The sequence below is a fragment of the Testudinibacter sp. 'clade 2' genome (genome assembly GCF_006227735.1).
GTDB lineage: Bacteria > Pseudomonadota > Gammaproteobacteria > Enterobacterales > Pasteurellaceae > Chelonobacter.
Map to the genome: position 1 here is coordinate 1 of NZ_VDHB01000066.1, position 13999 is coordinate 13999.

General features: G+C 42.7%; 13 protein-coding genes and 2 pseudogenes. 12 read left to right on the top strand and 3 right to left on the bottom strand.

The annotated features are described in order from the left end of the window. From FHQ30_RS05760 to wbaP, 4 genes and pseudogenes are all read left to right on the top strand, one after another. Positions 1 to 398: pseudogene (locus FHQ30_RS05760) on the top strand (mannose-6-phosphate isomerase, class I); the annotation flags it as partial. A 186-nt stretch (positions 399 to 584) separates the two neighbouring features. Next, complete coding sequence (locus FHQ30_RS13235) at positions 585 to 689, top strand: hypothetical protein (RefSeq protein WP_442805705.1); 105 nt, start codon at positions 585 to 587, stop codon at positions 687 to 689. Continuing rightward, complete coding sequence (locus FHQ30_RS05765) at positions 670 to 1092, top strand: Fic/DOC family protein (RefSeq protein WP_139612095.1); 423 nt, start codon at positions 670 to 672, stop codon at positions 1090 to 1092. The genes FHQ30_RS13235 and FHQ30_RS05765 overlap by 20 nt, the downstream gene beginning before the upstream one ends. Before the next feature lie 222 nt (positions 1093 to 1314). After that, positions 1315 to 2736, top strand: a complete 1422-nt coding sequence (wbaP, locus tag FHQ30_RS05770; RefSeq protein ID WP_139612097.1) for an undecaprenyl-phosphate galactose phosphotransferase WbaP — start codon at positions 1315 to 1317, stop codon at positions 2734 to 2736. Positions 2737 to 2801: 65 nt separating this feature from the next. On the opposite strand, the gene cpxA is transcribed toward wbaP, so the two are convergent. The 3 genes from cpxA to mutH all read right to left on the bottom strand — a co-directional run bounded on the left by cpxA (position 2802) and on the right by mutH (position 5877). Next, the gene (gene cpxA / locus FHQ30_RS05775) at positions 2802 to 4247 is read right to left on the bottom strand and encodes an envelope stress sensor histidine kinase CpxA (RefSeq protein WP_139612096.1); all 1446 of its coding nucleotides are present in this window, start codon (positions 4245 to 4247) and stop codon (positions 2802 to 2804) included. A 74-nt stretch (positions 4248 to 4321) separates the two neighbouring features. Beyond that, entirely contained in the window at positions 4322 to 5035 is a 714-nt protein-coding gene (gene cpxR, locus FHQ30_RS05780; protein ID WP_139608489.1) for an envelope stress response regulator transcription factor CpxR, read from the bottom strand. 167 nt (positions 5036 to 5202) lie between these two features. Further along, entirely contained in the window at positions 5203 to 5877 is a 675-nt protein-coding gene (gene mutH / locus FHQ30_RS05785) for a DNA mismatch repair endonuclease MutH (RefSeq protein ID WP_139608491.1), read from the bottom strand. A gap of 685 nt (positions 5878 to 6562) precedes the next feature. Between mutH and rppH the strand changes: the two are divergent. From rppH to clpX, 8 genes and pseudogenes are all read left to right on the top strand, one after another. Next, positions 6563 to 7027, top strand: a pseudogene (rppH, locus tag FHQ30_RS05790) (RNA pyrophosphohydrolase); the annotation flags it as partial. 221 nt (positions 7028 to 7248) lie between these two features. Further along, complete coding sequence (locus FHQ30_RS05795; protein WP_139610793.1) at positions 7249 to 8040, top strand: sulfite exporter TauE/SafE family protein; 792 nt, start codon at positions 7249 to 7251, stop codon at positions 8038 to 8040. Between the two features lie 22 nt (positions 8041 to 8062). Beyond that, positions 8063 to 8857 (top strand): prolipoprotein diacylglyceryl transferase, encoded by a 795-nt coding sequence (gene lgt / locus FHQ30_RS05800; protein WP_139608497.1) that lies wholly within the window; start codon positions 8063 to 8065, stop codon positions 8855 to 8857. A 36-nt stretch (positions 8858 to 8893) separates the two neighbouring features. Then, the gene (locus FHQ30_RS05805; protein WP_139610794.1) at positions 8894 to 9745 is read left to right on the top strand and encodes a thymidylate synthase; all 852 of its coding nucleotides are present in this window, start codon (positions 8894 to 8896) and stop codon (positions 9743 to 9745) included. A gap of 116 nt (positions 9746 to 9861) precedes the next feature. Further along, positions 9862 to 10305: a peptidoglycan-binding protein LysM gene (lysM, locus tag FHQ30_RS05810; RefSeq protein WP_139610795.1), complete on the top strand. Its 444-nt coding sequence runs from the start codon at positions 9862 to 9864 to the stop codon at positions 10303 to 10305. A gap of 269 nt (positions 10306 to 10574) precedes the next feature. Continuing rightward, entirely contained in the window at positions 10575 to 11876 is a 1302-nt protein-coding gene (gene tig / locus FHQ30_RS05815) for a trigger factor (protein WP_139610796.1), read from the top strand. A 148-nt stretch (positions 11877 to 12024) separates the two neighbouring features. Beyond that, entirely contained in the window at positions 12025 to 12609 is a 585-nt protein-coding gene (gene clpP, locus FHQ30_RS05820; protein WP_139610797.1) for an ATP-dependent Clp endopeptidase proteolytic subunit ClpP, read from the top strand. A gap of 29 nt (positions 12610 to 12638) precedes the next feature. Next, positions 12639 to 13892 (top strand): ATP-dependent protease ATP-binding subunit ClpX, encoded by a 1254-nt coding sequence (gene clpX / locus FHQ30_RS05825; protein ID WP_139610798.1) that lies wholly within the window; start codon positions 12639 to 12641, stop codon positions 13890 to 13892. Positions 13893 to 13999: the final 107 nt, after the last annotated feature.

A 13999-nucleotide genomic window follows, 5' to 3' on the forward strand; every position in this document is an offset into this window, starting at 1 on the left:
AAAATATTGAGCTAATGGCCTGCTCTGATAATGTCATCAGAGGTGGGTTAACACCTAAATATGTTAACATTGATGAATTATTAAAAACAATTAATTGTTCGGAAATTGAACCGAAATTACTTAGCATGATGCCTGAGAATATAGATACTTATATTTACCCCACTCCTGCTAGTGATTTTGCGTTACATTCACTTCGTTATAAAAAAGATCAAAATTTTTCAAATAAAGCAGAAAGCGCATTGATTCTATTTGTAATGGAAGGTTCATTGGATATTATAGCAGATTATAAGAAGTATTCTTTAAAACAGGGCGAATCTGTATTTATTGAATACAATACAATATTCAATATCACAGGAAAAGAGAGAGGGTATTGTATTATGGCTAAATTACCCAAATAATAGCTAAAAAGTAGGATATGAATTTTAATAACAAAAAATGAGTGCTGTATCTAGATCTTGAATGTGGCAACATAAAATTTTTGAACAAGACTAAAGATGAACAGAATTGATTATGATTCCTGAAGTGGAACGAAAAAAAGACGAGAAGCTGCAGAATTTGCCATTGCAAATAATGCAATTGAAGGTTTGCTTGTCAGCGAAACGGCAAGATCACTGTTGCTTCGGTGGGTTGATGGTGAAATAACGCTTAAACAGGCAGAGAAAGAGATGTATGCGTTATGGCGGCATTGATCAAAATGGTGTCTTGTATAATAAAGTTGGCGCTAAGACTCAAGCTGAGTTAGAAGAAAAGGAAAGAGATATTACCACTTTTCGTATGGCGAGCTTGCAAATCAATGCTATCAAGGGTAATTTTGATCTTGTTCATTTAAAAGCTATTCATCGTTACATATTTTCACCCATTTATAGTTGGGCTGGCGAAATTAATGTTCATCACTCTTTTAGAGAACGGAATGGAAGAACTCAACGTGTATTTATTTCTCAACTAGCACAGCAAGCTGGATATAAATTAAACTTGAATGATATTTCGCAAGAAGAAATGATATCTGCATCGAAAGTAGTGTTAGAAAGGCTTGATTATCCGCCGCTAGAAAAGATTTTAATTCAAAGTATTAGCCCTATAAAATCAGAATGAAAATCTTATACGGCTTTAGAATAAACTAACTGAATTGAGAAAGAACATCTGAGATAAACAGTTCAAAGCAAAAATATCGGTTATCACGGAATAATGGCTGCAATCAGTACGAAAATGTCACGGATAAAGACTAAAAAGATAGCAAGGAATATACAAAATGACATTGCCAAAATCCGTTATGTAAAAAACTCAGCATGCATAAAATGTTTTGGAAACAAAAAAATGATAAATAATCCTAAACTGGCACCAAAAATCAATAAACTAGTATTGGTCAGCTGCGATTTTCTTGGCTATCTTTTAGTCATCTCTTTAGCTTACTACCTTTCTCCTTTGGATGATTTTTCAGTAGAACAGCTGAAATTCAATGGTTCACTAACCCGTTTAGGGGCTTTTATTTTACCTGCTTTTATTATGGTGGGCTGGATTTGGGGTGTGCATCGTCATTATACCTATCGCAAGCCTTTTTGGGATGAGTTGAAAGATATTTATTCAACCTTGTTTATTGTGCTACTGATTAATTTGGCACTTTTGGTTTTTATTGAGGAAACGGGCTCGTTGAATACCTGGTTTTATATCGGTGCGATGCTTTTTATTTGTTTTCCGTTATTTCGCTTTGTCTGTAAAAAATTATTGCGTTATTTAGGCACTTGGGATATGGCTTGTGTGATTATTGGTAACGCTGAAAATGCCAAAAGTGCTTATCGGGCAATTAGCAGTGAGATTAATTTAGGTTATAAAATTAAGGCATTTATTGAGCCGCAGGGCAAAATTCCAGTAACGGCAGAAAAGCTAGGTTATATTACCGAAGAAGAGCTATTTTCTCATTTAGAGGATTATCAAAGAGTTTTTATTGCCTTAGAACATAATCAGAGTGATATGATGGAATCTTGGATGAGAAAGCTGACTAAAATGGGGTTTCGTAATATTTCTGTTGTTCCTCCTGTGCAGGGCGTTTCATTGTACGGTGCGGAAGTTTCGCATTTTTTTGGTTATGAGGCGATTATATTAAGGCTGCATAATAATTTGGCGAAGCGCTCTTCACGTCTGATAAAAAGAACATTTGATATTGTTGCTGCTACTTTCCTATTATTGATAGCTAGCCCTTTATTTTGTTATCTATTTTTTAAAATTCGCCAAGATGGTGGTAAGGCAACCTATAGCCAAACTCGGATTGGACGTAATGGAAAGGCTTTTCATTGCCATAAATTCCGAACTATGGTGATTAACTCCGGTGAAATTTTACGACATTTATTAGCAACAGATGAAAACATCAGAGAGGAATGGCTAAGGGACTATAAACTGAAAAATGATCCTAGGGTTACCCCAATTGGGCGTTTTTTGCGTAAAACCAGTTTGGACGAATTGCCGCAATTATGGAATGTATTGAAAGGCGAGATGAGTCTGGTTGGTCCACGACCAGTAATCCGGCAAGAATTAAAATTTTATAAAGATGACGTGACTTATTATTATATGGTTCGCCCTGGACTATCCGGTCTCTGGCAGGTGAGTGGCAGAAGTGATACTGATTACTCAACGCGCGTTTATTTAGACACATGGTATGTCAAAAATTGGTCACTTTGGAATGATATTACCATTTTAGCCAAGACAGCGAATGTGGTTATTCGTGGCAAAGGGGCATATTAGTCCTTCATTTAAGTATATACAACCGCACTTTCCAAAGTGCGGTCTGACATTCAATAACTTATTCCCTAACTATCGAGCCACAATGGCAGCAGAATGGTGATCCTGAGACCACCTAGGCTGCTTTTGCCTGCTGTGACGCTGCCTTTATGTTGTTCTACCGAGTTGGCGACGATCGATAAACCTAAGCCGGTGCCGCCGGTGGTACGGGCGCGGGCTTGGTCGGTGCGGTAGAAGGGGAGGAAGATTTGTTTATATTCGTGTTCGGCAACGCCGTCGCCATTGTCATCAACAATGATCTGAAGTTGTTTATTATCAACAATATTACAGTTCAGGAGCACACGGCTGTGGGCGTATTTGAAAGCGTTGCGGATAATATTTTCCAATGCACTGGCGAGTACATCCTCGTTACCATTGATAAAGTATTTCTCAGGATTTTTGATGTTCTGTGAAAAGCTGAATTCAAAGTGGCGTTCACGGCTTTCAAATTTGGCGTCTTCGACCACTTCTTCCCAGATATTTGGCAGTGGAAAAACCTCTCGATTTAGGTGAAGTGCGGTTTGTTGGCGTGAGAGCGTTAATAACTGATTCAGCATTTTTTCCATACGCTCGGTTTCAGTTTCAATCCGTTGCAGTTCACTGTTTTCTCCTTGGCGACGGCGCAGTAAAGCGGCGGCGAGTTGCAGGCGTGTCAGTGGAGTGCGCAATTCATGCGACACATCTAATAATAGTCGTTGTTGTGAGCTGATCATACTTTCTAAGGACATCACCATGTGGTTAAAACTCTTGCCAACTTCGCGCAATTCCATTGATCCACGCTGTTCTAAAATCGGGTTAATGCTGAGATTTCCGGTGGAGATAGCATTGGCGGTGCTGCGTAATTCTTTGATAGGCTGGGTCAAACTGAAAATGAGCCCAAGCAGCAGTGGTGTGCTGGTCGCCATTAATAAGAACAGCATGATTAGTGGGTGATCAAAGAAAAAATTGATAAATTCCCGTTGTGGATCGACGGTATCAATAAAGTACAACAAATAAGGCTCGCGATCTTCTGAAAGAGGATAGGGCGAGATAAACGGACCGACAATATCTTGATTATAAAACCGACGTTTTTGTGGCAACAGTGGATTATTTGAGCGATTGGCAAACTGATATAACTGACTGCTTTCATTGTAATCCAGATTACCGATGATCTTATTAAAATCATTGGGATCCAGTAATACCGGCTTTCTTGGGGCTGAAATATGGCTGGTCCTGTCGCTAGGTAAGCTGCTGTGGGGGCTTTTTTGGTACTGCAAATCATACAGAATATTGTTTTTTGTCAGTTTGATCACTTCAAACTGATAGAGATTAACCTCATCAGTAGAGAGTTCGGTGTAATTGCGTGCGTCCATGGTTGGGATAAAGAATGCAAATCCCATCAGAACAAAAAAAGCTAACCAAATCAACCAAAAAAGAAAAAAGATTTGCACATTGATTGAATTAAGCAAACGCAAAAACTTACGCAGAGTTTTCATGACATCGTTTCATATTGGGTGCGTTGAAAAAAGAATAGCGTGTTGTTTGGCACGCTATTTTGATCATTGCTCGCTTATTTTTCAGTGACCAGTAAGTAGCCTCGTCCGCGTAGTGTCTTGAACCATGGTAGATTGTCGGCACGTTCTGGCAGTTTTTTACGCAAGTTAGAAATATGCATATCGATTGCACGGTCAAACGGTGTCAGGCGCTTGCCCAGAATCTCTAAGCTGAGTAATTCCCGTGACAGAATTTGTCCCGGATGCTTAATTAATATTTGCAGTAGTGCAAATTCAGTACCGGTTAAATCTAAATCACGTTCTAAATATAGCGCCTGTTGTCTGCCCGGATAAAGGGTAATGCCGCCAAATTCGAGATGTTTGTTGTCGTCTTTCTCAATGTTGCTGCTGGAGCTAAGTGCGGTAGATTGGTTTTGCGTTCGACGTAAGATAGCTTTGATTCGTGCAACAAGTTCACGATCATTAAACGGTTTTGATAAATAGTCATCAGCACCTAATTCCAATCCCAATACGCGATCAATATCATCCCCACGTGCAGTTAACATTAATACTGGCGTAGAGAAACTTTTTCTGATTTGTTTTAGGGTTTCTATTCCGTTTAATACCGGCATCATCACATCTAGCAGGACGATATCGTGGCTGAAATTCAGTAATTTCAATGCCTCTTCACCGTTATAGGCCAATTCAACGTCAAATCCCTCTATGTTTAATACTTCAGCCAACAGTTCAGTAAGTTCAACATCGTCATCGACAAGTAATATTTTTGCCATGAATGGTTTCCTTTGGTTAATTATTATTTATTGTTGCGGAACAATAGGAGGAGCTGTTTGTCTTTCATTTACTATGATGATTCAGCGTGACAATTTGGTAATATAAACAAGTTATGAAAGAGAAACAGACCCTACAGTTTGACAGCTAAGATACACTAAAGTTCGTATTATAAAGTTGAGGTAGAACAAAACTTTTGTAAAATTTCTGCAGTAAAGCTCTTTCTTAAGTAAAATCCGAGTGGTAATGTTTTAATTGCTTGCCCATTGTGGTCATATCCCATGGTCAACGCTTTGCTATTTGCGCCTTTTGGACGCAATTGTAGCACTTCACCGATACGGGCATTGATTTTGTGTAATCCACCCAAAACAATTAAATCCATCAACTCCTCCCAGTCTTGCGCGAGGCGAGCTTCTTGTTCGGCACTGGGTTGCCACAAAATGGGCGAGCCAATCCGACGATCAGCCAGTGCAATTTGGCGTTCACCTTCCACCGGAATCCACAGCACTTTTTGCAGTTTGTAACGTACATGGCTGTTTTGCCAAACGACACCGCTGTTTTGGCTGAGCGGTGCCAAGCTGACAAACGTAGTTTCCAACGGATATCCGTGCTGATTGACGGGAATCGTTTTTAACTCAATCCCAAGTGCGGCAAAATCTTGCTGTGCTTTGCTGCCGGCTTCTGCGCCAAGTGCGGTTTCCAATAGCATACCAACCCAGCCTTTATGACGTTTTAAATCGGTTGGCATTTGGATATTGTATTCCGTGGCCACTTCAGCCAGTCGTAGTCCAGCCAATTGGTGGGCACGGTGCAGCAATTGCGACTCTGATTGTGGCGTAGTCATCTTATATCCGTTTGAAATAGGCTGAATAGTTGGAAAATAACGTACGGTATTGTAACGGTAAGGCGTGAAAGATACAAATTTTATTGTTCAAGAAATAATCAGCACGGAATTCTGCTTTTTAAATACGGTGGGGATAACATTTTATTTGTATTAATTTATTGATTTATAATGATAAATTTAAAATAAGTTAATCTGTGTTTTGATTTATTAATGATAATACCGAAATCAGCCACAGTGTTATCCACAGAAAATCTGAATAACTCAAGGATGATGAGAAATGTTATTTTTTTGTTTTAATTGCAGTATATTTGTGCAAGACTCGGATCAGAAATAAACATTTCTTTTTAATTGTCGGCCACTTGGCAGGGTAAAAATAGGCGGCAAGTCGATCAATTAAGCGTTTGTTTAATCAATCGACAACCTAAAGCAGAATCCTTATGGCAAAAGGCAGCAGCAGCTCCCAGTTGTTTTTAGACAACAATACTTCCTACGATTACACACAGAGTTATCCACAGAGGCGCTGGGAATTGTCTTGTCATTGTTAATATTTACAATCTGAAATAGAAGTTGAAGACTGTCACATAAAATCCATCTCACTCTTTACGCGGTTATTGTTGTATCGTTTTCGATATTATGAAACAATCAACACCATTTAAAAAATTTAGACGATTTAAGGGGATCGACGGTGATCGATTTCGATGGCTATCGGCCAAATGTCGGGATTATTATCAGTAACCGACAAGGACAGGTGTTGTGGGCGAAGCGTTGCGGACAAAATTCGTGGCAGTTTCCTCAGGGCGGCATCAACAACGGCGAAACGCCCGAGCAGGCGATGTATCGCGAGTTGTATGAGGAGGTTGGCTTGAGTCGTCAGGACGTAAAAATTCTGGCGGTATCCAAAGGCTGGCTGCGCTATAAATTGCCGAAACGCTTGGTGCGCAATGACGGTAATCCTGTGTGTATTGGACAAAAGCAGCGCTGGTTTTTATTGGCCCTGGTTAGCGGTGAAGACAGTATTAATATGCAGGCGACTAAAACGCCGGAATTTGACGGTTGGCGCTGGGTCAGCTACTGGTATCCGGTGCGGCAGGTTATCTCGTTTAAACGAGAAGTCTATCGTAAAGTGATGAAAGAGTTTTCCAGCGTGATAATGGCAGCACCGGACAGAGCAAGTGCGGTCAAATCGCATCAGCACACCAGTCAATATAAATCGCTTGCAAGTACGAATACCAATAATACTAAGGACACGGCTACATTACCTAGCGACAATGAGCGCTCGACGAATGTAGGCAAAAAAGAATCACGTTATCAACGGAAACAACGCAAGTTCAATCAGGAAAGAAGTGCTCGGCAGAAAGGAGAACAACGCAAATGACAGTATTTGTAATCGGTTGTCTGCTGACCGGCGCTTTAGCCGGCTTTCTTGCCGGACTGTTTGGTATTGGCGGTGGTTTGGTAATTGTACCGGTGTTGGTCTATTTGTTGCCGAAAATCGGCGTACCGGATGCAATGTCGATGACGGTGGCGCTGGGCAGTTCTTTTGCGACCATTGTGATCACGGCTTTTTCTTCCGCACAGCGTCATCATAAATTGGGCAACGTGGATTGGCAGGCGGCAAAATACTTGGTTCCGTCGCTAATGATCGCGGTGTTTATTTCAGGCTTGTTTATCAGCCAATTGCCGAAAGCGGTCACCAGTAAACTGTTTGCGGTGATGGTGTTGTATTTGGCAACCAAAATGGTGCTATCAATCAAACGGGAAACGGGCAATCGCCCCTTAACGGTCAAGAGCGGTGTGGTTGGTGGAACGTTGATCGGTATTGTATCCAGCTTTGCCGGTATTGCCGGAGGCGCATTCATTGTGCCGTTTTTGAATTCACGTGGAATTGAAATCAAGCGGGCGATCGGCACTTCTTCATTTTGCGGCATGTTGCTTGGCTTGTCCGGTATGATCAGCTTTATTGTCAGTGGTTGGAACCTGCCGCATCTGCCGTCTTATTCGATCGGCTATGTTTATTTGCCGGCGGTATTATTGATTACTGCCGTCTCTTTTTTCACCTCAAAACTTGGGGCAGATATGACGACCAAATTACCGGTGCCGACGTTGAAAAAAGCGTTTGCGATCTGGTTGTCGTTGGTGGCACTCAAAATGTTATTCAGTTAAGTGTTTATCGGCAAGGAACAGTATGAATTCGTATCTTCGCTTCCCGGATTTTGATCCGGTTATTTTTGAACTCGGTCCAATCGGCTTGCGCTGGTACGGCCTGATGTATTTAATTGGCTTTGTTTTTGCCCGTTGGCTGGCTGTGCGACGCGCCAAGCAGCACAACAGTGGTTGGACGGTCGATCAGGTCGATTCGTTGTTATTTAATGGGTTTTTAGGGGTATTTTTAGGTGGGCGAATCGGCTATGTGCTGTTCTACCATTTCGACTTGTTTTTACAGGACCCGCTCTATCTGTTTCGGGTGTGGGAAGGCGGGATGTCTTTCCACGGTGGTTTAATCGGGGTGATTGTTGCAATGATTATTACCGCCCGTTTACAAAAACGTCCGTTCTGGCAAACGGCTGATTTTGTGGCGCCGTTGATTCCGTTCGGCTTGGGCATGGGGCGTATCGGTAATTTTATCAATGACGAACTATGGGGACGGGTGACCGATGTCTCTTGGGCAGTTTTGTTTCCGTCTGGCGGTTACTTGCCGCGCCATCCATCGCAGCTGTACGAAGCCTTGTTAGAGGGCGTGGTGCTGTTCTTGATCCTGAATTGGTTTATCCAAAAACCGCGTCCGACGGGCTCAGTAGCAGGGCTATTTCTATTTTTCTATGGTTTATTCCGTTTTATCGTCGAATTTTTCCGTGAGCCGGACGAACATCTCGGATTGTTTTTTGGACAGCAAATTTCAATGGGGCAAATTTTATCGACCCCGATGATGTTGATCGGCGCACTGATTGTCGTTTGGGCCTATCGGCGGTCAGTAAAGTAGTGCACGCCTAAAAGTGCGGTTTTGGAGGAGAAAGATATGCGTCAATATTTGGATTTATGCCGGCGGATCGTGGATCATGGCGTGTGGATCGGCAACGAACGTACCGGTAAACGCTGCTTAACAGTGATTAATGCCGATTTGAGTTACGATGTTGCCAACAACCAATTTCCATTGATTACCACCCGCAAAAGCTATTGGAAAGCCGCAATTGCCGAATTTTTAGGTTATATCCGTGGTTATGACAATGCTGCCGATTTCCGCAAACTCGGCACTAAAACGTGGGATGCCAACGCCAATGACAATCAAGTCTGGCTCAACAGCCCGCACCGCAAAGGCAACGACGATATGGGGCGGGTTTACGGCGTGCAGGGCAGAAGCTGGCGAAAGCCGGACGGTTCACATTTAGATCAACTGCGAAAAGTGGTGGATAATTTGTCGAACGGTATTGATGATCGCGGTGAAATCATCACATTTTATAATCCGGGAGAGATTGAACTGGGCTGTCTGCGCCCTTGTATGCACACCCACACTTTTTCATTGCTGGGTGATACGCTGTATCTCACCAGTTATCAGCGTTCTTGTGACGTGCCGCTCGGCTTAAATTTCAACCAAATTCAGGTTTATACTTTTTTAGCGTTGATGGCGCAGATCACCGGGCATAAAGCCGGGCAGGCGTACCATAAGATTGTCAATGCGCATATTTATGAAGATCAGCTGGAGCTGATGCAAACGGTGCAGTTACTGCGCGAGCCGCTGCCGTTGCCGAGATTAGAGATCAATCCCCAGATCAAAACATTACAGGATTTGGAGACTTGGGTCACGATGGACGATTTTAAGGTGGTGGGCTACCAATCACATCCGCCGATTCAATACCCGTTTTCGGTTTAATTCGCTTTACTTTCGGTCGAAACTGATCGGATAATACACTGTGTTCGGTTCGGCTTTTGTCAAGATTTTATCAGGCAAGTCGTTAATATTAATACATTAATCATTAAGGAAAAGTTATGGGATTATTTGATTTTGTCGGCAACATCGGTAAGAAAATCTTCGGCAAAGAAGAAGAAGCCTCAAGTGCGGTAACACAACACATCAGTGAAGACAACCCCGGCGTGGAAAACGTGGCAGTAACGGTTGAAAACGGCGTGGCAAAAATTGAAGGCACAGCAAAAGATGCGTCAGCCTTAGAAAAAGCCATTCTGATGGCGGGCAATATTGCCGGGATCACCAAAGTGGAAGCCGAAGGCGTCACCATTGCCAGCGGCGAAGCATTAGCCTCTGACGATGAGTTTTATGTGATTGAAAAAGGCGATACCTTATGGAAAATTGCCGAAAAAGCCTACGGCAACGGCGCAAAATACACCAAGATCGTTGAAGTCAATAAAGAAGTGATCAAAGATGCGGATAAAATTTTCCCAGGGCAAAAAATTCGCATTCCGAAAGGGTTGTAATCTATTTTTTGCTTAACGCAATCTGACCTGACCCGATTCTTAGTGAATCGGGTTTTTCGTTGCTGCGGTTATTCGATTCTGTTTTTTATGCCGAATAAAGCAAAGTGCGGTTTAAAAAATCGCCAATTATCCCAATTTCAGCGGTTATAACTCGACTGATTGTATTTGACTGGGTATAATCTCGTGTCTATTTTTTTAAGTTCGGTGTTGGTTGTTCATACAATTGAGATGAGTGGCGCCGAGAATATCCGATTTTTTTGAGGTAAAAAATGCAATTTTCCGTAGAAACTACCCAAGGTCTTGAGCGCCGCATCACTATTACAGTTCCGGCTGAAACCATCGAACAAAATGTTCGCCAAGAATTAAAAAATGTAGCAAAAACTGCCCGTATCGACGGTTTTCGTAAAGGCAAAATTCCCCCGGCAATCATTGAAAAACGTTTTGGGGCGTCAGTGCGTCAAGATGTGTTAAGCGATGCGATGCAAAGAAGTTTCTTTGATGCGGTAATGCAGGATAAAATCAATTTTGCCGGTCGTCCGACGTTTGCACCGCAAGAATATAATGTCGGTGGTGATTTTGTTTTCACTGCGACATTCGATGTTTATCCGGACGTGCAATTGCAAGGTTTGGAAAATATTCAAGTTGAAAAACCAGTGGTTGAGATCAGTGAAAGCGACATTGATAAAATGATCGATGTGTTGCGTAAACAACAAGCCACTTGGAAAACCAGTGATGCAGCGGCAAAAGCCGATGATCGTGTGACTATTGATTTCGACGGTTCTATCGACGGTGAAGCATTTGAAGGCGGCAAATCTGCTGATTTCGTTCTGTTGATGGGGCAAGGTCGTATGATTCCAGGCTTTGAAGACGGTATCGTCGGACACAAAGCCGGCGACGACTTCAGCATCGAAGTGACTTTCCCGGAAGATTACCACGCGGAAAACTTGAAAGGCAAAGCGGCGAAATTCGCCATTAGCCTGAAAAAAGTCGAAGAGATGGAATTGCCGGAAGTGACTGAAGAATTCGTACAAAAATTCGGTCCTAAAAACAAAACTGTCGCCGATTTACGTGCCGAAATTAGCAAAAATATGCAACGCGAGTTGAAAAATGCGTTAACCAGCCGCATTAAAAACCAAGTGATCGACGGTTTGTTGGCGAATAACAGTATTGATGTGCCGGCGGCTGCGGTTGATCAAGAAATTGAAGTGTTGCAGCAACAAGCAATGCAGCGTTTCGGCGGTCAAGCACCAAAAGATTTCCAACTGCCGCGCGATATTTTTGAAGAGCAAGCCCGTCGTCGTGTTCAAGTCGGATTGTTATTTGCCGAAGTGATTACAACTAACGAATTGAAAGTGGATGAAGCGCGCGTTAAGGCGATGATTGAAGATATCGCAGCCGCTTATGAACAGCCGAGTGAAGTAGTTGAATACTACAGCAATAACAAAGAGTTAATGAATAACTTACGCAATGTAGTGTTGGAAGAGCAAGCCGTTGATGCGGTGTTGGCAAAAGCACAAGTCACTGAGAAAGCAGCTTCTTTCGATGAGATCATGAATGCTCAACAAGCTTAATCGGTAAGCTTTTGTTCTGATGACTAAAGTGCGGTTTATGACCGCACTTTTTGTTTTTAAACCGGTTAAAAATGGGATTGACCTGTTTTTTAGCCCGTTTTTGGGTAAAATGGCAGAATTCTGTGTCAATTTTTAAGTAGAGGAAAAAATGAGTTTAGTTCCAATGGTGGTGGATCAAACATCACGCGGCGAAAGAGCCTACGATATTTATTCGCGTTTATTGAAAGAGCGGATCATCTTCCTGAGCGGTCAAGTGGAAGATAACATGGCAAATTTAATTGTTGCACAATTGCTGTATTTAGAATCAGTCGATCCGGAAAAAGACATCAACCTGTATATCAACTCACCGGGTGGTGTGGTCACCGCCGGCTTGGCAATTTATGATACTATGCAGTTTATCAAGCCGGACGTGCGGACGTTGTGTATCGGGCAAGCCTGTTCGATGGGGGCTTTTTTATTGGCTGGTGGTGCTGCAGGTAAACGTTTTGCGTTGCCACACTCGCGAGTGATGATTCATCAGCCGTTGGGTGGCTATCGTGGACAGGCATCAGATATTCAAATTCATGCGCAAGAAATTTTGAAAATCAGGGATACCTTAAACAACCGTTTGGCGTTTCACACCGGGCAACCGTTGGATAAAATTGAAAGGGATACCGAGCGCGATAATTTTATGTCTGCCACTGAAGCGCAGGCATACGGTTTGGTCGATGAAGTGTTGACGCAAAGAATTTAATCGCTATCACAATATTTGGATAAAACAGCATGTCAGAAGAGAAAGAATATCGCTGCTCTTTTTGTGGAAAAGAGCAGCACGAGGTTGAAAAATTAATTGCTGGTGCTTCCGGCTATATCTGCAATGAATGTATTGAAGATTGTTACCATTTGCTGGAAAAAGACGAGCAAGAAAACGGTGACAATGAAAGTGCGGTTGCGCCACTGCAAGAAAAGTTGCCGACCCCACATGAAATTCGTAAGCACCTGGACGATTACGTTATTGGGCAAGATCATGCCAAAAAAGTGTTGGCGGTGGCTGTATATAACCACTATAAACGCTTGCGTAGCGCTCTGAACAATGATGTGGAGTTGGGCAAAAGCAATATTTTGTTAATCGGCCCAACCGGCAGTGGCAAAACCTTACTGGCGGAAACCTTGGCACGAATGCTGAATGTGCCGTTTGCGATGGCGGATGCAACCACGTTAACCGAAGCGGGCTATGTTGGCGAAGATGTGGAAAACATTATTCAGAAATTGTTGCAACGCTGCGACTACAATGTGGAAAAAGCTGAGCGCGGCATTGTGTATATTGATGAAATCGACAAAATCACCCGTAAGTCAGAAAATCCGTCGATCACTCGTGATGTGTCAGGTGAAGGGGTGCAGCAAGCGCTGTTAAAATTGATTGAAGGAACCACCGCATCGGTGCCGCCGCAAGGCGGGCGCAAACATCCGCAGCAGGAGTTTTTGCGCGTGGATACCTCGAAAATTTTGTTTATCTGTGGCGGTGCGTTTGCCGGTTTGGATAAAGTGGTCGATCAACGTAACAATGTGCGTAGCGGAATCGGCTTCGGTGCCGAAGTCAAAGGCGAGAAAGACAAAGCCAGCATCAGCGAATTGTTGAAGCAGGTCGAGCCGGAAGATTTGATCAAATTTGGTTTGATCCCGGAATTTATCGGGCGCCTACCGGTGGTTGCGGCATTGTCCGAATTGGACGAAGAAGCGTTGGTCAAAATTTTGACCGAGCCAAAAAATGCGCTGACTAAACAGTATCAAACCTTATTCAGCTTGGAAGATGTCGAACTGGAATTTAGCCAAGAGGCTTTGGTGGCGATGGCGAAAAAAGCGTTGGCACGCAAAACCGGCGCGAGGGGTTTGCGTTCGATTTTGGAAGCGGTGCTGTTGGATACCATGTATGATTTGCCGTCACTGGATAATTTGCAGAAAGTGCTGATTGATCTTTCCGTGATCGACGATCATCAACCGCCAAAATTAGTCTATAAATTGGATCAGGCAGGTTGAGTTTAAGCCAATAACGACATAAAGTGCGGTTTACAGATAAGGATTAAAATATCCGATTGATATTGTAAAAGCAGGGGCGGATTGTATCCGCCCATTTGAAAATATAA